Origin of the sequence: Pseudomonas sp. BP11-1-1, from assembly GCF_052112105.1 — a bacterium.
Classification (GTDB): Bacteria; Pseudomonadota; Gammaproteobacteria; order Pseudomonadales; family Pseudomonadaceae; genus Aquipseudomonas; species Aquipseudomonas alvandae.
The window spans coordinates 37,774-61,310 of sequence record NZ_JAUTYU010000019.1 but is presented as its reverse complement, the minus strand read 5'-3'; the positions used below and the strand labels follow the sequence as shown (position 1 = coordinate 61,310).

General features: G+C 60.4%; 21 protein-coding genes, 4 tRNA genes and 1 pseudogene. 14 read left to right on the top strand and 12 right to left on the bottom strand.

Annotated features, from left to right (window positions below; translation table 11 throughout):
• Positions 1-79: 79 nt before the first annotated feature.
• The 4 genes from acs (at position 80) to Q7C33_RS24675 (ending at position 6,545) form a co-directional block, all read left to right on the top strand.
• Positions 80-2,017, top strand: a complete 1,938-nt coding sequence (acs, locus tag Q7C33_RS24690) for an acetate--CoA ligase (protein ID WP_030140246.1) — start codon at positions 80-82, stop codon at positions 2,015-2,017.
• 158 nt (positions 2,018-2,175) lie between these two features.
• The gene (locus tag Q7C33_RS24685) at positions 2,176-3,192 is read left to right on the top strand and encodes a class I SAM-dependent rRNA methyltransferase (protein WP_030140247.1); all 1,017 of its coding nucleotides are present in this window, start codon (positions 2,176-2,178) and stop codon (positions 3,190-3,192) included.
• 118 nt (positions 3,193-3,310) lie between these two features.
• Complete coding sequence (locus Q7C33_RS24680) at positions 3,311-6,244, top strand: DUF748 domain-containing protein (RefSeq protein WP_407684298.1); 2,934 nt, start codon at positions 3,311-3,313, stop codon at positions 6,242-6,244.
• 1 nt (position 6,245) lies between these two features.
• Positions 6,246-6,545: a DUF2845 domain-containing protein gene (locus Q7C33_RS24675; protein WP_030140249.1), complete on the top strand. Its 300-nt coding sequence runs from the start codon at positions 6,246-6,248 to the stop codon at positions 6,543-6,545.
• Between the two features lie 316 nt (positions 6,546-6,861).
• On the opposite strand, the gene Q7C33_RS24670 is transcribed toward Q7C33_RS24675, so the two are convergent.
• On the bottom strand, positions 6,862-7,215 hold the full coding sequence (locus Q7C33_RS24670) for a BON domain-containing protein (protein ID WP_407684297.1): 354 nt from the start codon (positions 7,213-7,215) through the stop codon (positions 6,862-6,864).
• Between the two features lie 344 nt (positions 7,216-7,559).
• Positions 7,560-7,982: a pilin gene (locus Q7C33_RS24665; protein ID WP_030140251.1), complete on the bottom strand. Its 423-nt coding sequence runs from the start codon at positions 7,980-7,982 to the stop codon at positions 7,560-7,562.
• A 226-nt stretch (positions 7,983-8,208) separates the two neighbouring features.
• Here Q7C33_RS24665 and pilB point away from each other — a divergent pair, with 226 nt between their 5' ends.
• The 5 genes from pilB to yacG are packed head-to-tail and all read left to right on the top strand — an operon-like array spanning position 8,209 to position 12,826.
• The gene (pilB, locus tag Q7C33_RS24660; protein ID WP_217860358.1) at positions 8,209-9,909 is read left to right on the top strand and encodes a type IV-A pilus assembly ATPase PilB; all 1,701 of its coding nucleotides are present in this window, start codon (positions 8,209-8,211) and stop codon (positions 9,907-9,909) included.
• A 2-nt stretch (positions 9,910-9,911) separates the two neighbouring features.
• On the top strand, positions 9,912-11,129 hold the full coding sequence (locus Q7C33_RS24655; RefSeq protein ID WP_030140253.1) for a type II secretion system F family protein: 1,218 nt from the start codon (positions 9,912-9,914) through the stop codon (positions 11,127-11,129).
• A gap of 1 nt (position 11,130) precedes the next feature.
• Complete coding sequence (locus tag Q7C33_RS24650) at positions 11,131-12,000, top strand: prepilin peptidase (RefSeq protein WP_030140254.1); 870 nt, start codon at positions 11,131-11,133, stop codon at positions 11,998-12,000.
• Positions 12,000-12,623: a dephospho-CoA kinase gene (coaE, locus tag Q7C33_RS24645; protein ID WP_030140255.1), complete on the top strand. Its 624-nt coding sequence runs from the start codon at positions 12,000-12,002 to the stop codon at positions 12,621-12,623. The genes Q7C33_RS24650 and coaE overlap by 1 nt, the downstream gene beginning before the upstream one ends.
• Entirely contained in the window at positions 12,620-12,826 is a 207-nt protein-coding gene (yacG, locus tag Q7C33_RS24640) for a DNA gyrase inhibitor YacG (RefSeq protein ID WP_030140256.1), read from the top strand. Before coaE ends, yacG begins: the two co-directional genes overlap by 4 nt.
• Positions 12,827-12,897: 71 nt before the next feature.
• On the opposite strand, the gene Q7C33_RS24635 is transcribed toward yacG, so the two are convergent.
• The 3 genes from Q7C33_RS24635 to Q7C33_RS24625 all read right to left on the bottom strand — a co-directional run bounded on the left by Q7C33_RS24635 (position 12,898) and on the right by Q7C33_RS24625 (position 14,348).
• Positions 12,898-13,113 (bottom strand): hypothetical protein, encoded by a 216-nt coding sequence (locus Q7C33_RS24635; protein WP_030140257.1) that lies wholly within the window; start codon positions 13,111-13,113, stop codon positions 12,898-12,900.
• 63 nt (positions 13,114-13,176) lie between these two features.
• Positions 13,177-13,863 carry an energy-coupling factor ABC transporter permease gene (locus tag Q7C33_RS24630; protein ID WP_030140258.1) on the bottom strand — a complete coding sequence of 229 codons (687 nt, stop codon included), beginning with the start codon at positions 13,861-13,863 and terminating at the stop codon, positions 13,177-13,179.
• Between the two features lie 71 nt (positions 13,864-13,934).
• Complete coding sequence (locus tag Q7C33_RS24625) at positions 13,935-14,348, bottom strand: tautomerase family protein (RefSeq protein WP_030140259.1); 414 nt, start codon at positions 14,346-14,348, stop codon at positions 13,935-13,937.
• Positions 14,349-14,489: 141 nt separating this feature from the next.
• On the opposite strand from Q7C33_RS24625, the gene Q7C33_RS24620 reads away from it, so the two are divergent.
• The 5 genes from Q7C33_RS24620 to Q7C33_RS24600 all read left to right on the top strand — a co-directional run bounded on the left by Q7C33_RS24620 (position 14,490) and on the right by Q7C33_RS24600 (position 18,195).
• The gene (locus tag Q7C33_RS24620; RefSeq protein WP_030140260.1) at positions 14,490-15,383 is read left to right on the top strand and encodes a LysR substrate-binding domain-containing protein; all 894 of its coding nucleotides are present in this window, start codon (positions 14,490-14,492) and stop codon (positions 15,381-15,383) included.
• Between the two features lie 67 nt (positions 15,384-15,450).
• Complete coding sequence (locus tag Q7C33_RS24615; protein WP_030140261.1) at positions 15,451-16,077, top strand: DUF1780 domain-containing protein; 627 nt, start codon at positions 15,451-15,453, stop codon at positions 16,075-16,077.
• Complete coding sequence (locus tag Q7C33_RS24610; protein ID WP_030140262.1) at positions 16,074-16,601, top strand: MOSC domain-containing protein; 528 nt, start codon at positions 16,074-16,076, stop codon at positions 16,599-16,601. The genes Q7C33_RS24615 and Q7C33_RS24610 overlap by 4 nt, the downstream gene beginning before the upstream one ends.
• 52 nt (positions 16,602-16,653) lie before the next feature.
• Entirely contained in the window at positions 16,654-16,827 is a 174-nt protein-coding gene (locus Q7C33_RS24605) for a DUF3094 domain-containing protein (RefSeq protein WP_003185543.1), read from the top strand.
• Positions 16,828-16,896: 69 nt separating this feature from the next.
• Positions 16,897-18,195 (top strand): NAD(P)/FAD-dependent oxidoreductase, encoded by a 1,299-nt coding sequence (locus Q7C33_RS24600; protein ID WP_030140263.1) that lies wholly within the window; start codon positions 16,897-16,899, stop codon positions 18,193-18,195.
• A 210-nt stretch (positions 18,196-18,405) separates the two neighbouring features.
• On the opposite strand, the gene Q7C33_RS24595 is transcribed toward Q7C33_RS24600, so the two are convergent.
• The 7 genes and pseudogenes from Q7C33_RS24595 to clpB all read right to left on the bottom strand — a co-directional run bounded on the left by Q7C33_RS24595 (position 18,406) and on the right by clpB (position 23,460).
• A complete protein-coding gene (locus Q7C33_RS24595; RefSeq protein ID WP_375154625.1) occupies positions 18,406-19,269 on the bottom strand; it encodes a methyl-accepting chemotaxis protein in 864 nt (287 codons plus the stop codon).
• A pseudogene (locus tag Q7C33_RS24590) lies at positions 19,261-20,031 on the bottom strand (MCP four helix bundle domain-containing protein); the annotation flags it as partial. The pseudogene Q7C33_RS24590 and the gene Q7C33_RS24595, both read right to left, overlap by 9 nt.
• Positions 20,032-20,184: 153 nt before the next feature.
• Positions 20,185-20,261, bottom strand: a tRNA-Pro gene (locus Q7C33_RS24585).
• A gap of 94 nt (positions 20,262-20,355) precedes the next feature.
• Positions 20,356-20,431: transfer RNA gene (locus Q7C33_RS24580), tRNA-Lys, on the bottom strand.
• Positions 20,432-20,436: 5 nt separating this feature from the next.
• A tRNA-Pro gene (locus Q7C33_RS24575) sits at positions 20,437-20,513 on the bottom strand.
• Between the two features lie 7 nt (positions 20,514-20,520).
• Positions 20,521-20,596, bottom strand: a tRNA-Asn gene (locus Q7C33_RS24570).
• 299 nt (positions 20,597-20,895) lie between these two features.
• Entirely contained in the window at positions 20,896-23,460 is a 2,565-nt protein-coding gene (clpB, locus tag Q7C33_RS24565) for an ATP-dependent chaperone ClpB (RefSeq protein WP_198798125.1), read from the bottom strand.
• Between the last annotated feature and the right edge of the window lie 77 nt (positions 23,461-23,537).

Here is a 23,537-nt window from a genome sequence, read left to right as displayed (position 1 = left end):
TGCTTTGTGCATGACTTGAACCCACGGGCCACCGAGCGCATCTTTATACCTTGTCGCAAAACAAGAATAAGGAACCGTCATGTTCGATATCAGCCAGTACCCCCACGCCGATGCCGTCCGCCGGGCTGCGCAACTGAGTCAGGACGAGTACAAGCGGCTCTACAAAGAATCCATCGAACACCCCAGCACCTTCTGGGCCGAGCAGGCCACGCGCTTTCTCGACTGGATGTCCCCGTGGCAGACCGTCCAGCGCTACAACCTCAAGAACGGCGACGCGAGCTGGTTCGCCGGCGGCACGCTGAACGTCAGCGCCAATTGCATCGACCGACACCTGGCGACGCGCGGCGACCAGACCGCGATCATCTGGGAAGGCGACAACCCCGCCGAATCGGCAGAAATCAGCTACAGAAAACTTCATCATCACGTGTGTCGCCTGGCCAACGTGCTGAAAAGCCGTGGCGTGAAGAAAGGCGACCGGGTCTGCATCTACATGCCAATGATTCCGGAAGCGGCCTACGCGATGCTCGCCTGCACACGTATCGGTGCGGTGCATTCGGTGGTGTTCGGCGGCTTTTCGCCGGATTCACTGCGCGACCGGATTCTCGATGCCGATTGCCGCACCGTCATCACCGCCGATGAAGGCGTGCGCGGCGGGCGTTTCATACCGCTCAAGCGCAATGTCGACAAGGCGCTGGAAAGCTGCCCGAACGTCAGCACCGTGCTGGTGGTCGAGCGCACCCAGGGCGAGGTGAACTGGGTCGAAGGACGGGACCTCTGGTATCACCAGGCCACACATGAGGTGAGCGACGATTGCCCGCCTGAACCAATGGACGCCGAAGACCCGTTGTTCATCCTCTATACCTCCGGCAGCACCGGCAAGCCCAAGGGTGTGCTGCACACCACTGGCGGTTATCTGCTGCAAGCGGCGATGACCTTCAAGTACGTACTCGATTACCGTGACAACGAAGTCTTCTGGTGCACCGCCGACGTCGGCTGGGTCACTGGCCATAGCTACATCGTCTACGGTCCGCTGGCCAACGGTGCCACCACGCTGATATTCGAGGGCGTGCCGAGTTATCCGAGCAGTTCGCGGTTCTGGCAGGTGATCGACAAGCATCAAGTCAACATTTTCTATACCGCGCCAACCGCCTTGCGTGCACTGATGCGCGAAGGCGCAGCGCCCCTGCAGGAAACTTCTCGCAAGAGCCTGCGATTGCTCGGCAGTGTCGGTGAGCCGATCAACCCCGAGGCGTGGGAATGGTATTTCAACGTTGTAGGCGAACAGCGTTGCCCGATTGTCGATACCTGGTGGCAGACCGAGACCGGCGGCATCATGCTCAGCCCCCTGGTGAGCGCGCCACGGCTCAAGCCAGGCTGCGCCACGCGACCGATGTTCGGCGTGCAACCGGTGCTGCTGGATGAGGTTGGCAAGGAAATCATCGGCGCGGGCAGCGGCGTGCTGGCGATCAAGTCGAGCTGGCCGGCACAGATTCGCAGCGTCTATGGCGATCACCAGCGCATGGTCGATACGTACTTCAAGCCCTACCCTGGCTATTACTTCACAGGTGATGGCGCCCGGCGCGACGAAGACGGCGACTTTTGGATCACCGGACGCATCGACGACGTCATCAACGTCTCGGGCCACCGTATCGGCACCGCCGAGGTGGAAAGCGCCCTGGTGCTGCACGACAGCATTGCCGAAGCGGCGGTCGTCGGTTATCCCCACGACCTCAAGGGCCAGGGCATCTATGCCTTCGTCACCCCGATGGACGGTGTCGAGGCCAACGATGAGCTGAAGAAGGAGTTGCTGGCCCATGTCAGCAAGGAAATCGGAAGTTTTGCCAAACCGGAGCTGATCCAGTGGGCGCCGGCCCTGCCCAAGACTCGTTCGGGCAAGATCATGCGACGGATCCTGCGCAAGATCGCCTGCAACGAACTCGACAGCCTCGGCGACACCTCGACCCTGGCCGACCCGAGCGTGGTGGAGGGCCTGATCGACAAGCGCCTGAACCGCTGATGATTCCTTGTGGGAGCGAGCTTGCTCGCGATGGCGGTGTATCAGTTGATACCGATGTCTCTGACCCACTGTTATCGCGAGCAAGCTCGCTCCCACAACGACCACGCCAGCCATAACTGTTAAACTCCCGCGCCTCATTTCTCTAAGGCGCGCCCGGCATGTCTTCCTTGAATCTGGCGCTGCGCGCCGCCCTCGAACAGCGCCAGGCCCTGCTCGACCAACTGCACCGGCAAGGCACCGACTGCTATCGCCTGTTCCACGGCAGCCAGGAAGGCGCGCCCGGCCTGACCGTCGACCGCTACGGCCCGCAACTGCTGGTGCAGAGTTTTCATCAGTCGCTGGAGCGAGATGAGCTGCTGCAACTGCACGGCATCGTCAACGAACGCCTGGGCCTGGACAGCCTGCTGGTCTACAACGATCGCTCCCGGGGCAACTCTCGCATCGACCGCCAGGACAGCGTCTACCAGGCTGACGAGGCCGCCCTGCAAGACCTCATCGGGCATGAATGGGGCTTGAACTACCGCGTTCGCGGGCGTCATGCCGGCCAGGATCCGTTGCTGTTCCTCGACCTGCGCAACGCACGCGGCTGGGTCAAGGACCACAGCCGGGGCAAAAGCGTCCTGAACCTCTTTGCCTACACCTGCGGCGTAGGCCTCAGCGCAGCGGCTGGCGGAGCGCGGGAGGTCTGCAACCTGGATTTCGCCGAAGGCAACCTGGCGGTGGGACGCGAGAACGGCTTGCTCAACCCGGAGCTGCCGACGATGGAGTTCATACAGTCGGATTATTTCCCGGCGATTCGTCAACTGGCCGGCCTGCCCATCAGCCAGCGGCGCGGGCAGAAACTGCCCAGCTATGTTCGCCTGGAACCGCGCCAATATGACCTGGTGCTACTTGATCCGCCCGCCTGGGCCAAAAGCGCCTTTGGCACCGTCGATCTGTTGCGCGATTACCAGAGTTTGCTCAAGCCAGCGCTGCTCACCACCGCCGACGATGGCGTGCTGATCTGCTGCAACAACCTGGCGAAGGTATCCATGGACGACTGGCGCGAACAGGTGTTGCGGTGTGCGCAGAAGATCGGTCGGCCGGTACGCGAATGGAGCGTGCTGGCGCCCGGCGACGATTTTCCGTCACAGGATCGGCAGCCACCGCTCAAAACATTGATTCTCCAGTTCTGAGCAGGCCCCAGCAATCCCACAAAAAAAACGGACAAATCTCATAAAACACAGTGGCTTCGGAACCGTAAACGCATGCCATACTCCAAGGCACTCCGATTCACACCAGACGAAGCCACACATGCCCAAAGGATTGATTCGCGCTCTCGGCGCCCTGTTGACCGCATTGGCCCTCTACAGCCTGTTGGGCTTCCTGATATTGCCGGGCATTGCCCTGCGTATCGCCAACCAGCAACTGGCCGCCCACGCGACGGTGCCGGCCCAGATCCAGCGCATCGAACTCAATCCTTTCAGCCTTGAAGTGACTGTGTGGGGCTTGATGGTCGGCGAGCCGGGCAAGGAGCAGGTTGGCTTTGAACGCCTCTACGCGAACCTGCAGCTCGACAGCATTTGGTCCGGCGCCCTGCACCTGGCCGACATCGAGCTCGACAAGCCAAAGACCGAAGTGATATTCGCCAAGGACGGTCAGTTGAACCTGCTGGGCCTGTTCAAACTGCCGCCCAGCGAGCCAACGCCAGCCGATCCCGAGGCCAAGCCATTTCCCTTGCGAGTGGACCGGATCAAACTCGCCAGCGGCTACGTTCACTTCCAGGACCTGCGGCCCAGCGAACCCATCGAGTTTCTCTACGACACCCTCGATTTCGAACTGAAGAACCTCAGCACCCTGCCCGACGACAGCGCAGACATGACCCTCGTTGCCGCGGGTCCCGCGGGCGGGCAGATCGACTGGAAGGGCAACTTCAGCCTGGCGCCGATTGCCTCCAAAGGGACGCTGAAAGTCACCGATGGCCAGATGAAAGCCTGGTGGCCCTATGTGCGTGACGCGGTGCCCCTGGTGTTGGAAAACGGCGTGCTGAACCTCAGCACCGACTACAAACTCAACCTCGCCAAGGGCACGGAACTGCTGCTCAACAACACGGCTATCAGTGTCGCCCCTTTCGCCATCAAGGCACCGGATGGTCGTCCCCTGGCCAGGCTTGAACGTCTCGACGTCAGCGAAACTTCCCTGGACCTGGCGAAGCAGCAGGTCATCGTCGGCAAGGTTCGTAGCCAGAAACTCGAAACCTGGGCCGCGCGGGAAGCGGACGGACAATTGGACTGGCAGAAGCTCTTCGCCAGCCAGCCAGCCAAGCCAAAGGTCAAGGTCGAACCGGCGTCCGCACCGGCAGCCGCCGACTCGCCCAAGCCTGAGCCGACAGCACCGAGCAAGCCGTGGCAGGTGCTGTTGAAAGATGTGCAACTGCGTAATTACCAAGTGCACCTGGCCGACCGCCAGGCACAGCCGGCCGTCGCGTTGGAGGTCGGCCCACTTAACCTGGACCTGCAGAACTACGACACCCTCAATGGCTCGCCTTTCAACCTCAAGCTGGATACCGGGCTGGGCAAGCAGGGCAAGATCCTCGCCGACGGCGTGGTCAACCTGAACCCCGTCACTGCGAAGCTCAACGTCAAGACGCAAGACATTGACCTGCGAGTCGCCCAAGCCTACATCAATCCGTTCATTCGCCTGGAGCTGCGCTCCGGGATGCTCGGCAGTGATCTGGTGGTGGACCTCAAGAACACCGAACCCCTGGCATTCGCGGTCACCGGTCGCGCCCAGGTTGATCAGCTGCACACTCTCGACACCCTCAAGACCCGTGACTTTCTCAAATGGCAGCGCCTGGAAGTCCAGGGCCTCAATTACCAGCATGGCGACAGCCTGTCGATCGACAAGGTCAACCTGTTCCAGCCCTATGCGCGCTTCATGATCAACGAAGATCGCACCACCAGCGTCGACGATCTGTTGATTCCACAACCGGCCGACGGCCCTGCGAAGAACGCGGCGGCCAAACCGGCCTCGAAGGATAAGCCGCTGGGTATTCATATCGGCGGCATCGCCATCAACGACGGCTCGGCCAACTTCGCCGACTTCAGCCTGACGCCAAACTTCGCCACGGCCATCCAGCAGCTCAACGGCGAGATCGGCACCATCGACAGCCGCCAGGCCAAGCCGGCCAGCGTGGATGTGAAGGGCAAGGTCGACCGCTATGCACCCGTCACTATCAAGGGCGCGGTCAATCCCTTCGACCCGATGGCGAGCCTCGACATCGCCACCAGTTTCAAACGGGTCGAGCTGACCACCCTGACGCCCTACTCCGGCAAGTTCGCCGGCTACCGCATCCGCAAGGGCCGGCTCAATCTCGACCTGCATTACCGGATCACCAAGGGCCAGCTCCAGGCCGACAACAAAGTCGTGGTCGAGCAGTTGCAACTGGGTGAAAAGGTCGACAGTCCAGACGCCGTCAGCCTGCCGCTCAAGCTGGCCGTCGCCTTGCTCAAGGACTCCGAGGGCAGGATTACCATCGAACTGCCGGTCTCCGGCAACCTCAACGACCCGCAGTTCAGCGTGATGCCGATTGTCTGGCAGACCCTGCGCAACCTGGTGGTCCGCGCAGCCCAGGCGCCATTCAAGCTCATCGGCGGGCTGGTGGCCGGCGGTGGCTCGGAAGACCTGGGGAGCGTGGCATTCGCACCGGGGTCCAGCGAATTGAGCAAGGAAAACGAAAGCGTGCTGCTCAAGCTGTCCGAAGCCTTGGGCAAGCGTCCCGAACTGCGCCTGGAAATCGAAGGCACCGCCGCCGAAAGCAGCGACGGTCCGCTGCTCGCCGGCCAGCGCCTGGAACGCGAATACCAATACACCTATTACAAGATGCTGCAGCGCCGGGGCGACAAAGTCCCGGCCAAGGCTTCGTTGCTGCAAGTACCGGAAGATGAAAAACCTCCCCTGCTGGAAGGAATCTACCGCACTCGCCTGAAAACCCAGCCACCGGCTGAATGGACGCAGTTGGACAAGAAGGCCCGCATCGAGAAACTCCGGGAAGGGGTCATCACGTTCTGGAGCGGCAGCGACCTGCTGTTGCGTGAACTGGGCCAGGAGCGCGCCAGCAGCATCAAGGATTTCCTGGTGGACAAAGGCAAGCTGGCCGATGACCGGGTGTACTTCATCGACGCGAGCCTGGGCCAGGCCGAAAAAGACGGTACCGTCATCACCCCAATGCATTTGGATGCGGAATGAAATGAAGTCTCTGTACGGACTCAGCCTGAGCCTGCTGCTACTCGCAGCCGGCCAGGCCTCGGCCGCCGATACATTGCGTTGCGGCAGCCAGTTGATCAGCGTCGGGGATCGTTCGAGCGAGGTGCTGCAAAAATGTGGTCAGCCTGCGGCGCGTGATGACCTGGGCTACAAACGCAGCGTCAACCGCCGGGAAGAATATCCGGTGGAGGAATGGACCTACGGGCCCAACAGCGGGATGTACCAGTATTTGCGCTTCGAGGGGAACCGGCTGGTGCAGATCACCAGCAAGCGTGGGCGGTGATGGGCTGGGCTATTCCAGGATATCTGCAGCGACAGTGCCGACGCCTTCGCGAGCAGGCTCGCTCCCACAGGGGCCGGGTTGTTTCTGGAAGAAAGCGATCAAATGTGGGAGCGAGCCTGCTCGCGAAAGGGACTACCCGGTTTCCCTGACTGGCTCACATGCTCTCTCCCAGAATAGAACAGGCCCCCGGCACGAATGCCGGGGGCCTGTAATGGCCACGTCCGTGTGGCCTTTCGCATGAACTCCAAAGCGACGGCAAAGCGTATAACCCGGCCCGCTTGCCGCGCCTTCTCCCGTCCAGGCGAGAAGCCTTTCCTTATTCGGATTTCAGGCCAACAGCCGATACGGCTTTGACGCCTTTGATTTTCTTGGTGATCGCGACGGCGGTGTCTTTCTGCGCATCGCTCAAGACAGTGGTCGAAGACAGCGACACAACACCCTTGTTGGTTTCAACCTTGATGTCGGAGCCTGGAATGCCTTTCTCGGTGACCAGGTCGGCTTTGACCTTGGTGGTGATCCAGGTATCGGAAACGTCTTCCTTAGCCTCTGTCACTTCGCCCGCAGCCAGCATCATCGGGGCCTGAGTTGCTTGAGTGGTCTCGGCGAAAGCGCTAGCCATGGTCAGGGTCAGTGCAGTGGCAGCAGCGGCAGTGATAGCGAACTTCTTCATACGAGTAACTCCTGTTTTTCTCAGAAACTGCCGAAAGTGCATCGCGGCAGGTTGTCAGGAGTAGTGCGAAGGCTGTGCCAGTTTTGAAACAAAAGAAATTTCCTGATAAATCAAATAGTTAAGCGAAGCGGTTGTTTTCACAATCATGCAAATTGCATGACCGGGGATTTTGGTACATGCAACTTGCGGGTTTAAGCCGTTCGCTAACGTTATGAATTAACAAGATTTTCCGTGGCGAGGGAGCTTGCTCCCGCTGGGCTGCGTAGCAGCCCTTAATGTAAGCCAGACGGCGCAAGCAATCTTGCGCCATGGTGACGGACTTGAGCCTCAGGTGGATGAGGTATTTACGGTGCAGCCGCTACGGTGCAGCCGCCCGCTGGCAAGAACTCTTCAGCAACATTAGAAGCACAGGTCCAGGCGCCCGTTCCGGCACGACTGAGAGTGATCGTTTTACCAACAATGGAAGAAGGCGCTTCCTTGATGGTGCAAGTGACGGTGGCGGTCCCGGCAGCAGCATCACCTGAGACAGCCATTGTGCAATTATTGCTTGATGCCGGTACGCCCGTGTTGGCAGCGGTTGGCGTCGTACCTTTATTCAGAAGGTCTTCAACCGGCACCTTCAACGAAGAAGCCTCCGCCAACCCGACCGTCACCTTCGCCCGCGCCTGATACTTCGAATACTGCGGCAACGCAAACGTCGCCAGGATCCCAATGATCGCCACCACGATCAGCAGCTCGATCAGCGTAAAACCCTTTTGCTTGTTCATAGACATCTCCCATGCATGAGTCGGAATCTCATGACCTGAAACGGCCGTTGCAGGGCACATGCCAACCCTGGAAAGCCCAGCCACACAAGGCCTTCCCCGCCGCAAAGGACCAATGTCCTACCCCAACAACCGCACTATCTGACGCTTTTTGTCACCTCTGCTCGCTGGTCAGCCGCCTATGCTTGACTAGGCTATAAATCATGAACAGCCCGCGTCCGGTATCCCCATGAATGACATCGCCCTCAGCGGCCTGGCCAAGCAATTGGTGCTGGCCGAACTGATCACCGAACAAAGCGCGCAGCAGGCTTTTCAACAGGCCCAGCGCAATCGAGTGCCCCTGGTCAGTTACCTGGTGCAGAACAAACTGATCCAGAGCCGGCAGGTGGCGGAAATCGCCTCGGAGCATTTCGGTATAGCCCTGCTGGACCTCAACAGCCTCGACAAGGACAACCAGCCCGCTGGCCTGGTCAGCGAAAAACTGGTGCGCCAGCATCACGCCCTGCCGCTGTGGCGGCGCGGCAACAAGCTGTACGTGGGCATTTCCGACCCCACTAACCATCAAGCCATCAACGACATCCAGTTCAGCACCGGCCTGACCACCGAAGCCATCCTGGTGGAAGACGACAAGCTCAGCGATGCCATCGAGAAATTCTTCGAGTCCAGCAGCACCGGCCTGGAAGGCATGGCCGATGTCGACCTCGACGGCCTGGACATCGAGTCGACCGATGACCGCAAGCAGGACAGCATCGTCGGACAGGACGGCGACGATGCGCCGGTGGTGCGCTTCGTCAACAAGATGCTGCTGGATGCCATCAAAGGTGGCTCTTCCGACCTGCACTTCGAACCCTATGAAAAAACCTACCGGGTCCGGGTGCGCACCGACGGCATGCTGCGGGAGGTCGCCAAGCCCCCCATCCAACTGGCCAACCGTATTGCCGCGCGCCTCAAGGTCATGGCCAGCCTGGACATTTCCGAGCGGCGCAAACCCCAGGACGGTCGCCTGAAGATGCGCCTGTCGAAGACCAAGTCCATCGACTTCCGGGTCAACACCCTGCCCACGCTCTGGGGCGAAAAAGTGGTGATCCGGATCCTCGACCCCTCCAGTGCGCAAATGGGCATCGACGCCCTGGGCTACGAGCCGGAACAGAAAGACTTGTACATGGCCGCCCTCAAGCAGCCGCAGGGGCTGATCCTGGTGACCGGGCCGACCGGGTCGGGCAAGACCGTGTCGCTCTACACCGGCTTGAACATCCTCAACACCGTGGACATCAATATTTCCACCGCCGAAGACCCGGTGGAAATCAACATGGAAGGCATCAACCAGGTCAACGTGAACCCACGCCAGGGCCTGGATTTCGCCCATGCCTTGCGCTCCTTCCTGCGCCAGGACCCGGATGTGATCATGGTCGGCGAGATCCGCGACCTGGAAACCGCCGAAATCGCCATCAAGGCCGCCCAGACCGGGCACCTGGTGCTGTCCACCCTGCACACCAACAGCGCCGCCGAAACCCTGGTCCGCCTGCATAACATGGGCATCCCAGGGTTCAACATCGCCACGGCGGTGCACCTGATCATCGCCCAGCGCCTGGCGCGAAAATTGTGTACGCATTGCAAGAGAGCCATCGAGGTTCCTGAGGAAACCCTGCTCAAGGAAGGTTTCCCCCGGGAACGCATCGGCTCATTCACGATCTATGAGCCGGTCGGTTGCGAACAGTGCAACAACGGCTACAAAGGTCGCGTGGGGGTATACGAAGTGGTCAAGAACACGCCGGAGCTGCAACGGTTGATCATGGCCGAGGGCAACTCCCTGGAAATCGACCTGCAAATGCGCAAGGACGGCTTCAACGACCTGCGTACGTCGGGGCTGGCCAAAGTGATGCAAGGCATCACCAGCCTCGAAGAAATCAACCGGGTCACCAAGGATTGAACATGGCGGTCAAGGCAGTAAAAACCGACGTCTACGTGTGGGAAGGCAAGGACCGCAAAGGCACGAAAATGTCCGGCGAACTGACCGGCCAGAGCCCGGCGCTGATCAAGGCGCAACTGCGCAAACAGGGTATCAATCCAGGCAAGGTGCGCAAGAAATCCACTTCGATATTCAGCAAGGGCAAGCGCATCAAGCCGTTGGACATCGCCCTCTTCACACGCCAGATGGCGACGATGCTCAAGGCTGGCGTGCCGTTGCTGCAAGCGTTCGACATCATTGGCGAAGGCTTCGACAACGCCAACATGCGCAAGCTGGTGGACGAGGTGAAACAGGAGGTCGCCGCCGGCAACAGCTTTGCTGCGGCGTTGCGCAAATGCCCGCAGTATTTCGATGAGTTGTATTGCAACCTGGTGGACGCCGGCGAGCAGGCCGGTGCACTCGATACGCTGCTGGACCGGGTCGCGACCTACAAGGAAAAAAGCGAGGCCCTCAAGGCCAAGATCAAGAAAGCCATGACGTATCCCGCGGCCGTGGTAGCTGTCGCGGCCGTGGTCACGAGCATCCTGCTGATCAAGGTCGTGCCGCAGTTCGAGTCGGTATTCGCAGGCTTTGGCGCAAAATTGCCGGCCTTCACGCTGATGGTCATCGGCCTGTCGGAATTCTTGCAGGAATGGTGGTGGATACTGCTGGGTGGGTTGGTGGGTGGATTTTTCGGCGTGAAATATGCGCTGAAGCGCTCCCAGGCATTCCGTGACTGGCGGGACAAGTGGCTGCTCAAGCTGCCCCTGGTGGGCACCCTGATGTACAAGTCCGCCGTGGCTCGCTATGCCCGTACGCTGTCCACGACATTCGCCGCCGGCGTGCCGCTGGTCGAAGCCCTCGACTCGGTGTCGGGCGCCACCGGCAACGTGGTATTCAAGCGTGCGGTGCTTCGCATTCGACAAGACGTCTCGACCGGCATGCAGCTGAATTTTTCCATGCGTGCCTCCGGCATCTTCCCCAACCTGGCGATCCAGATGACGGCCATTGGCGAGGAATCCGGCGCGCTGGATGACATGCTCGACAAGGTGGCGAGTTTTTACGAAGCCGAAGTGGATAATCTGGTGGACAACCTCACCAGCCTGATGGAACCCTTCATCATGGTGATCCTGGGGGTGGTCGTCGGTGGCCTGGTGGTTGCCATGTACATGCCCATCTTCCAACTCGGCTCTGCGATCTGACATGCCCTTGAGCGAATTCTTCCTGCTTTACCCCTTGGCTTTCGTGCTGACGGCACTGCTGCTCGGGCTGATCATTGGCAGTTTTCTCAACGTGCTGGTTTGGCGCCTGCCGAAGATGCTTGACCGTGAATGGCGGCTACAAGCCCAGGACTTGCTCGGCCTGCCGGCCGAAGCTCCCGGCCCGGTCTACAACCTGATGCTGCCCCATTCCCAGTGCCCGCACTGCGGCCACCGCATCCGCGCCTGGGAAAATATTCCACTGCTCAGCTACCTGGCGTTGCGCGGGCGCTGCTCCAGTTGCGCCGCCCCCATCGGCAAGCGCTACCCATTGACCGAGCTGGCTTGCGGCGCCCTGTCTGCGTTCGTCGCCTGGCATTTCGGCTTCGGCTGGCATGCGGCAATGGCGATGGTGCTGAGCTGGGGCTTGTTGTCCATGAGCCTGATCGACGCCGAGCATCAATTGCTGCCCGACTCTCTCGTACTGCCCTTGTTGTGGCTGGGCTTGATCGTCAACAGCTTCGGGCTGTTCGTGTCCCTCAACCAGGCATTATGGGGCGCTGTCGGCGGTTATCTGGTGCTGTGGGTGGTGTTCTGGGTGTTCAAGTTGCTGACCGGCAAGGAAGGCATGGGCTATGGCGACTTCAAGCTGCTGGCGATGCTGGGCGCCTGGGGCGGCTGGCAAATCCTGCCAGTGACGCTGCTGCTGTCTTCGCTGGTGGGCGCCGTCGTCGGCGTCGTCATGCTGCGCATGCGCAACGCACCGACATCGACACAGATCCCCTTCGGACCCTATCTGGCGATTGCCGGCTGGATTGCCTTGCTCTGGGGTGGTCAAATAACCGACTTCTATTGGCACTCAGTCGGTTTCTAATGAACAGCTCCGCGGAAAAACCCTGGATTCTCGGCCTGACCGGAGGCATCGGCAGCGGCAAGAGCGCGGCGGCCCAGCACTTCATCGACCTGGGCGTGCACGTCATCGACGCTGACCATGCGGCGCGCTGGGTCGTCGAACCCGGACGCCCGGCGCTGGGAAAAATTGCCGAGCACTTTGGCCCGGGTGTGCTGCAAGCGGACGGCGCGCTGGATCGAGCCGCGCTGCGCACGCTCATCTTCGAGAATGCCGAGGAGCGCCGCTGGCTGGAAGCCCTGCTGCACCCGCTGATTGCCGAAGAGATCGCCCATCATCTGGCCCAGGCAAGATCGTCCTATGCGATCCTGGTGTCACCGCTATTGATCGAGTCGGGGCAGTACGCCATGACCCAGCGGATCCTGGTGATCGACGCACCTGAACAATTGCAGGTCGAACGCACCTTGCAGCGCGACCAGACCAGCGAGCAGCAGGTCCAGGCGATCCTCAAGGCCCAATCAAGTCGACAGGATCGCCTGAGCCATGCCGACGATGTGGTGGTCAACGACCGCGACCTCGCCTGGCTGTACAGCGAGGTCGAGCGCCTGCATCACTTTTACCTTACCTTGCGTGGAGGCCAATCATGAGCCAACCCCCAATCGTTGATTGCCCAACCTGTGGCGCCCCGGTCGAATGGACCCCTGAAAGCAAATTCCGGCCGTTCTGCTCGGATCGCTGCAAGCTGATCGACCTCGGCGCCTGGGCATCGGAAGAACACAAGATTCCGGTGGCCCCGGACGCCGAGGATGAGTTGTTCAGCGAAGACTTCAATCCCCGCTCGCATCACTAAGGCCTGGCCTGAATCATTGTGGCGAGGGGATAAATCCCCTCGCCACAGAGTCATCGGGCAGCATTCACCCCCTAAGGCCGCATGAACCCGTAATCCTGGCTGTCGTCGAGATTTTCCGCGAGGAAACTCAACTCATCGGCCAAATCGTCGACACTGCGTACGGTCTTGCTCTGCTGCACGATTGCGCTGAGCAAGGCCCGCAGGCTCAAACCCGGGTCAAAGCCGATCTCCATGGCCGCGTCGTGACTGCGCCGGATTTCTTGCCTCGCCCACTCATAAACACTCATGGTTGCACTCCTGGAAATTTTCCAAAGCATGCAGCGCGGCAGGCGGTGCAGCCTTGACGTGAATCAAGGCTTGTCCTCATCGTTCCAGGGCGCCGACAGGTAGCGCGTGCGGTTGAAGGTCTCCAGCCATTCGGGACTGAACACCACCAGCGCGCTGACCACCATGCCGTTGATGAAGGCCTCGGGGAAGATGATCAGCCAGAGGTAACCGATGAAGTCCTCCAGCCAGTACGGCATGACGAAGATGCCGTCGTACCAGAGCAGGCCAAGCCCCAGCAACAGGCACCCCAGCGCCGAAAGCGCGGCGGCGAGAAACCCGGAACAGAAGATATACACAAACAGATTGCGCGGCTGGGCACGCTCCACCAGGACGGCGCAACCTTCAGTGATCAGCACCGGCAGGAGAATCAACAACGCGCCATTGATGCCGACCGCCATCATGTCCTGACGGCCCAGCAGCACCAGCGCGAGCTGCGCACAGAGCCCACCGAGGATCGCCAGCGGCCAGTCCAGCAGCAAGGTGACGGCGGTCATGCCGAGGAAGTGATACGAGACGCCCGTGTCGAAGTCTCGCCGCACCAGCCATAACAGGAACAACGCCAGCACCGTGCCGAACAGCAAATGCTGGCGACGGCTGTCAGTAAACAACTCGACCCACCGCGCCCGCGCCACTGCCCAAGCCAGCACCGGCACGTAAACCAGCCAGCCGACCGTCAGGGTCTGCGGTGAGAGCAGTTCGGCACCGATCATGGCAACTCCTGCGAAGGCGTGAACGTGGTACAGCGCGGGTTCGAGCACCGGTTCAACAGGCAGCTCGTTCGCTATTCAGTAACGATGCTCCCAGGCTGTTGCACCAATGCCATTGCAAACTTGCCGAAGCCCACCGACCAATCCGAATAGTCATTTTCGTGCATGAAAATGAACACGTCTTGCGGGCGAACCTGGGCTTGGCCGGCGAGATTGTCAGCGATGCCTTTATAGAGGTCACGCTTCATCGCATCGCTGCGGCCTCTGCGCATCGTAATCTCAATCACGATCAAATTGTCTGAACGAGCCACACCATTGAAAGTTCGGCTGTAGAAGAACTGTTGCGGATCATAGTCCGTCACCAGGTTGAACAATTCATCCTGGGGCATACCAATGCCGTCGACCAACGCTTGGTGTATGCCATCGACGATGCGTTGGCGCTGTTGCTGGCTGGTGCTTTTGGTGACAGCTGTACGTACAAACGGCATGTGAGTTGCTCTCAATTGGATTCTCGAATAGTCCACCACCTGAACAGTGTGCGGATAAGCGCAAGCCCAGCGATTTTGCGCAAACCTCACGTTCGCCGATAACGATTTATGCGGCCGGAGTATTTGAGTTAAAGTCACTTCATGAGACGTCGCCTGCCCCCATTGAATGCGTTGCGTACCTTCGAGGCTGCGGCTCGACTCGGGAAAATGACGTCCGCTGCCGAAGAGCTTTCCGTCACGCCCGGCGCTGTGAGTCGCCAGGTACGCCAGTTGGAACTGAGCCTTGGCGTCGATCTGTTCGAAGGGCCCAAGAACAAGCCGCAGCTCACCACGGCCGGCAAAGAACTCTTGCCTCAATTGACGGCCGCGCTGGACCAGATCGAGGCGGCAGTGGGCCGGGTCCGCGATACCGCGACAGGCACCCTGGACGTCTCCTGCTTCAGCACGTTTACCGTCAAGTGGTTGATACCTCGCCTGTTCGACTTCAACTCGACTTACCCGGATATCAAGATTCGCTTGAGCTCACCGGTCGCTGGGGCCGATCCGGGCCGGGATCGCTATGACGTGATGATCACCGCGGAGCAGGACGTCATTGGCGAACCAGAAAATACGGTCCTGCTGTTTCCTGAACGACTGGGCATCGTTTTGTCGCCGGCATTAGCCGCACGCCTGCAACTCACCGATCTGAGCTCGATCTTCAGTCATCCGCTGCTGCATACCCGAACGCGTCCAGACGCCTGGGCAAACTGGGCCAACGCGGTTGGCTACCGGGACACGCCCCCGACCGGACTGGAATACGAGCACTATTACTTTACTTTGGAAGCGGCAATTGCCGGCTTGGGGATTTGCGTCGCCCCTTGGCATCTGGTGGCCGACGATATTCGCCTTGGCCGCCTGGTGGCACCGTTTGGCTTTTATCCGAGCCGTTATGTCTACCTGGCGAAGCGAAGCGGGCAACACAGCAAGAAACTGGAGCTGTTCTGCGCCTGGCTGGCGCATCAGGCTGAACAGGACGGCCCGCCAGGCCCTGCCTGAGCGATAATTTGCCCTCAGCGACACGCTTTATTTTTTATCAACACATTTGAACGCTAAGCTTGGGCTCATGGATGATTCCGATTATTTACGCCTGCTGACGATCGCTGCCGAGCAGGCCAACGCCTTTCTCTCCAATGCCCGCAAATGGGAGCGTGAGCGTTGGGTCTGCCAGCGCCTGCTGCAAGGGCTGAACGTGCCCTATCGCGCCGACGAGTTTGCGCCGGCCGGGGAGCCGCCAGACGTCTTGTTCCGCGATGCCAACTTCGAAGTGTTCTTTGTGCTCGACGAAGGCCGTCGCCTCAATGACGAATGGCGCGATGAACTACAGCGTCGCCGCAGCGCCTTCTCCCTGAGCCAACTGGTGCGCCGCGAGGCCAAGCCCCGGCGGATCCCCGCCAACGAATTCCTGATGCGGCTGGCGCCGACCCTGCGCAAGAAAGCCCACAACTACACCGAGCGCGGCATGGACCTGGGAGAGTTGGACATCATCGCGTTCGCCAGCCTCAAGCGCGAAGTGCTGGACCTCAACAGCCACTTTCCGCCGCCGACCGAATACCTGCGCCAGGGTTGGCGCTCCTTGTCGCTGGTGGGGCCGACCTTCGCCCGCGTACTGTTCGCCCATCCCGATGCGCCGGATTTCCTGCGGGGCAACCTGGGTCGCAGCATCGTCTTCGATGTCGGGATCAGCCTGTGAGCCCCTTGCAGGAACTGATCGCCGCCGTGCCGCAACAGGGCCGCGTGCGCTGGATCGGTGTGCGGCCCCAGGGTCACGCGCCGATGATCGAGCTGGACGCCGTGGAGGCGCGCCTGGAGGCCGGTCTCACCGGCGATCATGCGCGCCCCGGCGTGCGCAATGCGCGGCAGGTGACGTTGATCCAGTGGGAGCACCTGGGCGTGATCAGCTCGCTGATGGGCCGTCCCGACGATCAGCCCATACTGCCGCAAGAGCTGCGGCGCAATATCGTAGTCAGCGGGATCAACCTGTTCAGCCTCAAGGGCCGGCGCTTTCGCATTGGCCAGGCCATTTTCGAAACCACCGGCTGGTGCCAGCCCTGCGCACGGCTGGAGCGAAATCTTGGCGAAGGCACGTTCCAGGCGGTACGCGGCCATGGCGGAATCACCGCCCGAGTGTTAAAAAGTGGAATCATTCGCCTGGACGACAGCCTGATCGTCGAACCCGTTCCGGCGAGCGGCTACGCGGCTTTCAATGCCGGCTAGCCGGACGCTGTAACGTCTTCACATCCCGCAACGTCTACCTGACGAGGCCTTTATGACCAGTCGCCTGAACCCAGATGACCAGAAGCATGTCGAAGAGTACCTGCAACTGTCCCAGCACCGAGTCGAGCGCCGGCCTTTTCGGCCGTGGATGCTCCTGGTGGTGGTACTGGCCGTGACCATCGGCCTGGGCCTGTTGAGCCGACTGATCAGCTACCTGACGCTATGAGCCGCTTTTTGTCGCTGATGCTCGCGCAGGTAACGGCACCGAATTCCTTTAGCCTTGCGAGATATCCCCATGACTCATCGTATTGTCATCGTTGGCGGCGGCGCCGGCGGCCTGGAGTTGGCTACCCGTCTGGGTAAGACTCTGGGCAAGCGCGGCACGGCCAGTGTGATGCTGGTCGACGCGAACCTGACCCACATCTGGAAACCCCTGCTGCACGAAGTGGCTGCCGGTTCCTTGAACTCCTCCGAAGACGAACTCAACTACGTCGCCCAGGCGAAATGGAACCACTTCGAGTTCCAGCTCGGGCGCATGAGCGGCCTGGATCGCGAGAACAAGAAAATCCAACTGGCCGCCACCTATGACGAGGCGGGTGTGGAGCTGTTACCGGCCCGGGAGCTGGGCTACGACACACTGGTAATCGCAGTGGGCAGCACCACCAACGACTTCGGCACCGAGGGCGCGGCGCAACACTGCCTGTTCCTTGATACTCGCAAACAGGCCGAGCGCTTCCACCAGCAATTGCTCCACCACTACCTGCGCGCCCATGCCGGGCAGACCGATATCGTCGAGCGCATCAGCGTCGCCATCGTCGGCGCGGGCGCGACGGGCGTCGAACTGGCGGCCGAACTGCACAACGCCGCCCACGAATTGCATGCCTACGGCCTGGACCGGATCAAACCGGAAAACATGCACATCACCTTGATCGAGGCGGGTCCACGGGTCTTGCCAGCGTTGCCTGAGCGTATCGGCGGACCGGTGCACAAGACCCTGGAAAAACTCGGGGTCAACGTCATGACCAACGCTGCCGTCAGCCAGGTGACCGCTGACAGCCTGGTTACGGCGGATGGCAAAGTGATCGACGCGAGCCTGAAGGTTTGGGCGGCCGGGATTCGTGCGCCGGAATTTCTCAAGGACATCGATGGGCTGGAGACCAACCGGATCAATCAGCTGCAGGTGCTGCCGACGCTACAGACCACGCGCGACGAGAACATCTTTGCCTTCGGCGACTGCGCCGCCTGCCCGCAACCGGGCAGCGACCGCAACGTTCCACCCCGCGCCCAGGCCGCGCACCAACAAGCCTCGCTGCTAGCGAAATCGCTGAAATTGCGGATCGAAGGCAAGGCCCTGCCGGAATACAAATACACCGACTACGGTTCGCTGATCTCGCTGTCGCGCTTCTCGGCGGTGGGTAACCTGATGGGCAACCTGACCGGTAGCGTGATGCTCGAAGGCTGGCTGGCGCGGATGTTCTACGTGTCGCTGTATCGCATGCACCAGATGGCGCTGTACGGGATGTTCCGCACGGCGATGCTGATGCTGGGCAGCAAGATCGGGCGCGGGACTGAGCCGCGGTTGAAACTGCACTGAGGATAAAAAGCGAAGCGCCAGCCGCGTGTGGTGGCGCTGAGCTATAGAGATGCATCGCCTGTTCCATGGTCTTCGCGAGCAAGCCCGCTCCCACAGGAGATCGAGTAGTTCACGAGTACGCGATCAACTGTGGGAGCGGGCTTGCTCGCGAAGGCGGCCGTGCAGTCAACAGTATCCAAACGATAAAACTCAATCTGCGCGGCCAATCATTCAAACCTGAAACCGCTGCACCATCGTGCGCAGTGAATTCGCCAGTTGCGACAGCTCGTGGCTGGACGCGCTGGTCTGGTCCGCGCCGGTGGCCGAGCGCACAGACAGATCACGAATATTGACCAGGTTACGATCCACTTCGCGGGCCACTTGCGCCTGTTCCTCGGCCGCGCTGGCGATCACCAGGTTGCGCTCGTGGATTTGATGCACCGACGCTGTGATGGTCTGCAATGCCTCGCCTGCCCGCTCCGCCATCGCCAACGTGCTCGCCGCGCGACTGGAACTGGCCTGCATGGAATCCAGCGCCTGGGTGGCGCCGTTGCGCATGCCCTGGACCATCTGCTCGATCTCCTGGGTCGATTGCTGCGTGCGATACGCCAGCGCTCGCACTTCGTCGGCAACCACGGCAAAACCACGACCGCTCTCCCCCGCCCTGGCCGCTTCGATGGCCGCGTTGAGCGCCAACAGATTGGTCTGCTCGGCAATGGCCCGGATCACATCCAACACCTTGCCGATGTCCTGGGACTGGCTCGCCAGCGACTGCACCAGGCCACCGGTCACTTGTACATCACTGGCAAGCGCGCTGATGGCCTCGACGGTGTCGCTGACCCGCTCCTGGCCCAACGTCGCCGATTCGCTGGATTGGCGAGTGGCATCGGAGGTGGACACGGCGTTGCGCGCGACTTCTTCCACGGCAGTGGTCATTTCCGTGACGGCGGTGGCGGCCTGTTCGATTTCGTTGTTTTGCTGTTGCAGGCTCTGGGTGCTGTCGAGGGTGACGGCGTTCAGCTCATCGGCAGCGGTCGCCAATTGTGTTGCCGAGCCGCTGATGCTCTGCAAGGTTTGCCGAAGGTTCTGTTGCATGGTCGCCAGAGCCTTGAGCAAGCGGCTCACTTCATCGTTGCCGTGGGTCTCGATAGGCCGGGTCAGGTCGCCCCGGGCCACGTTCTCGGCCGCATTCAACGCCTCGCCCAGAGGCTTGACGATGCTGCGCGTCAACAACATCGCCAGCACAACGGTGGCCAGGGCAGCCAGCACGACGAACAGGCTGACGATCATTCGCGAATTGACGTAATGCTCCTGGGATTTCTGGCTCTCGATGGACACTTGCTTGGAGAACAACTCCGCAAGGTCGTTGAGCTGCTTGCCCGAGCCATCCACCACGGTTTTCATGTCCACCAACAACAGCTTGATCAGTTCATCCCGACGGCCCTGCTCCGCCAGGATGAACGATTGCGCGATACCGGCACGGTAAGCGGCAAAGGTTTGCTTGAACTGATCATAGAGGGCCTTGCCTTCAGGCGTCACAACGAGCTTTTCGTACGCCGCGATTTTTTCGCTCAGTTCCTTGTCGCGCGTGTCCATTTGTCCGCGGTACACAGCAACGTTCTTCGGGTCCTGATCCAGGGCCATGCGCAGGGAAATGGTACGGATCCGCAGCATCCACTCGCGGATTTCGTCACCCCCGCGAATGCTCGGCAGCCATTGAGTCTCCACCGCGACCTCACTGTCGCGAATGCTCGACATCTGCCCCAACGCAAACACCCCGAGCAACGCCACCAACAGGGCGATCAAGGCAAAACCCAGCGCGGCACGGGGTGCGATATTCAATTGACGAAGAAACATAACGGGCGCCTTTCTTGTTGTTAGCCAAAAGTAAGGGCGTCGGTCCATGCCCTCTCGGCGGGTTATCGGCAGGTTGTACGACGACTTGATGCCATCGGCACTTTTCGCAGGCAAAAAAAATCCCCGTATCTTTCGATACGAGGATTTTCAATATGGTCGGGGTAAGGGGATTCGAACTCCTGACATCCTGCTCCCAAAGCAGGCGCGCTACCGGACTGCGCTATACCCCGGTAAAAAAAAGGCGACCCTTGCAAGTCGCCTTCCTCGATCAGCGCTTTTGGCCTCTGATCTTAAGATTCGATTCCAGCGAACTGGTTTCAAAAATGGTGGGTCGTGTGGGATTCGAACCTACGACCAATTGGTTAAAAGCCAACTGCTCTACCAACTGAGCTAACGACCCAAATATGGTCGGGGTAAGGGGATTCGAACTCCTGACATCCTGCTCCCAAAGCAGGCGCGCTACCGGACTGCGCTATACCCCGATTGAAATGGCTCCGTGACCAGGACTCGAACCTGGGACCCAATGATTAACAGTCATTTGCTCTACCGACTGAGCTATCACGGAACTGATATTTCAAGTTACTGCATTGAAGCTAGCTTCAACCTCTTCTACCCGTCTGCATCGCTGCGTTCGTGTGTCTGAGGCGCGCTATTCTACAATTTTCAAAACCTCTGTCAACCCCTTAAATTGCTTTCAAGACAATGATTTGCAACTTATTTTGGGTTGCCTCTCGCTGAGAAGTGACCCCGGGGGTGACGTACTGCGGGGCGCACTTTACAAGCCTTTTCCTTTGAGTTCAACGACCTGATGAAAAAAATGGCCTCGTAAGTCGAGGCCATTCCAATATCCGGCTGTGCCGGCCTTCAGTTGAAGACGATTTCGTCGTTCTCCACCGTACCGGTCACGGTTTCGCCCGGCATGAAGCGACCGGACAGAATCAACTGCGCCAGCGGGTTTTCGATCCAGCGCTGGATCGCTCGCTTGAGCGGCCGCGCGCCGTAGACCGGGTCGTAACCCACCGCGATCAGCTTGTCCAACGCCTCGTCGCTCAGTTGCAGCTTCAGCTCGCGCTCGGCGAGGCGGCTGCGCAGGCGCCCCAGCTGGATCTCGGTGATACCGGCGATCTGATCCCGGGCCAACGGCTCGAAGATCACCACTTCGTCCACACGGTTGATGAACTCCGGCCGGAAGTGGGTGGAGATCGCATCCATCACTGCGGCACGTTGCGCCTCGCGATCGCCCACCAGCTCCTGGATCTGCGTCGAACCCAGGTTGGAGGTCATCACGATCACCGTGTTGCGGAAATCCACCGTACGGCCGTGGCTGTCGGTCAGGCGACCATCCTCCAGCACTTGCAGCAAGATGTTGAACACATCCGGGTGCGCCTTCTCGACTTCATCGAGCAGGATCACCGAGTACGGCTTGCGACGCACGGCCTCGGTCAGGTAGCCGCCCTCTTCATAACCGACATAGCCCGGTGGAGCGCCGATCAGCCGCGCCACGGAGTGCTTCTCCATGAACTCGGACATGTCGATGCGCACCATGGCTTCCTCGGTATCGAAGAGGAATTCGGCCAGCGCCTTGCACAATTCGGTCTTACCCACGCCGGTCGGGCCGAGGAACATGAACGAGCCGCTCGGACGATTAGGGTCAGACAACCCGGCGCGGGACCGGCGCACGGCGTTGGACACCGCCACCACCGCTTCTTCCTGGCCGATCACACGCTGATGCAACAGGCTTTCCATCTTCAGCAGCTTGTCGCGCTCGCCTTCGAGCATCTTCGAGACCGGAATGCCGGTCCACTTGGACACCACTTCGGCGATTTCTTCCTCGGTGACCTTGCTGCGCAGCAACTGGTTTTCGCTCTTGCCGTGCTGGTCGACCATCTGCAGGCTGCGCTCCAGGTCCGGGATCACCCCATACTGCAGCTCAGCCATGCGGTTGAGGTCGCCCTTGCGGCGAGCCGCTTCCAGTTCCTGGCGGGACTGTTCGATCTTCTGCTGGATCTGCGCCGAACCCTGGACTTCGGCTTTTTCCGAGTTCCAGATCTCCTCGAGGTCGGAGTATTCACGCTCATGACGAACGATTTCTTCCTGCAACCTTTCCAGGCGTTTCTTCGCCGCTTCGTCGCTTTCCTTCTTCAAGGCCTGGGACTCGACCTTGAGCTGAATCAGGCGCCGCTCCAACCGATCCAGCACTTCCGGCTTGGAGTCGATTTCCATGCGGATACGGCTGGCGGCCTCGTCGATCAAGTCGATGGCCTTGTCCGGCAACTGGCGGTCGGTGATATAGCGATGGCTGAGCTTGGCCGCCGCGATGATCGCGCCATCGGTGATCGCCACTTTGTGGTGGACTTCGTAGCGCTCCTTGAGGCCGCGCAAGATCGCGATGGTGTCTTCCTCGCTGGGCTCCTCCACCAGCACTTTCTGGAAGCGCCGCTCCAGGGCCGCGTCTTTCTCGATGTACTGGCGATATTCGTTCAGCGTGGTCGCACCGACGCAATGCAGCTCGCCGCGAGCCAGCGCAGGCTTGAGCATGTTACCGGCGTCCATCGAGCCTTCACCCTTGCCCGCGCCGACCATGGTGTGCAGCTCGTCGATGAACAGGATGATCTGGCCTTCCTGCTTCGACAGTTCATTGAGCAGAGCCTTGAGCCGTTCTTCGAATTCGCCGCGGTACTTGGCGCCGGCAATCAGTGCCCCCATGTCCAGGGACAAGAGTCGCTTGCCCCGCAGCCCATCGGGCACTTCGCCGTTGATGATGCGCTGGGCCAGGCCTTCGGCAATGGCGGTCTTGCCCACGCCAGGCTCACCGATCAGCACCGGGTTGTTCTTGGTACGACGTTGCAGCACCTGGATGGTGCGGCGAATTTCATCGTCGCGACCAATCACCGGGTCGAGCTTGCCTTCCTCGGCGCGCTTGGTCAGGTCGACGGTGTATTTATCCAGGGCCTGGCGGGCTTCCTCGTGGTTCGGATCGTTGACCGCATCGCCGCCACGCAGGTTATTGATGGCATTTTCCAGGGCTTTCTTACTCACACCCTGGCCGAGTAACAATTTGCCGAGCTTGCTGTTCTCGTCCATCGCGGCGAGCAGGACCAACTCGCTGGAGATGAACTGGTCGCCCTTCTGCTGGGCCAGGCGATCGGCCTGGTTGAGCAGCCGCGCCAGATCCTGGGACATGTTCACGTCGCCGGTGGGGTTCTGGATCTTGGGCAGTTGGTCGAGTTCCTTGGCCAACTCTTTGCGCAGGCTGTTGACGTCAAAGCCCACCTGCATCAGCAGTGGCTTGATCGAGCCGCCCTGCTGTTCGAGCATGGCTTGCATCAAGTGCGCCGGTTCGATACCGGGATGGTCCAGGCCGACGGCCAGGGACTGGGCATCGGACAGCGCCAATTGCAATTTGCTGGTTAAACGATCAATACGCATGGGTCACCTTCCTAATGAGCAGGCCGGACCTAGAGAAACATCCTGAATGAAGAAACCTGCCAGATACCGTTATAGAT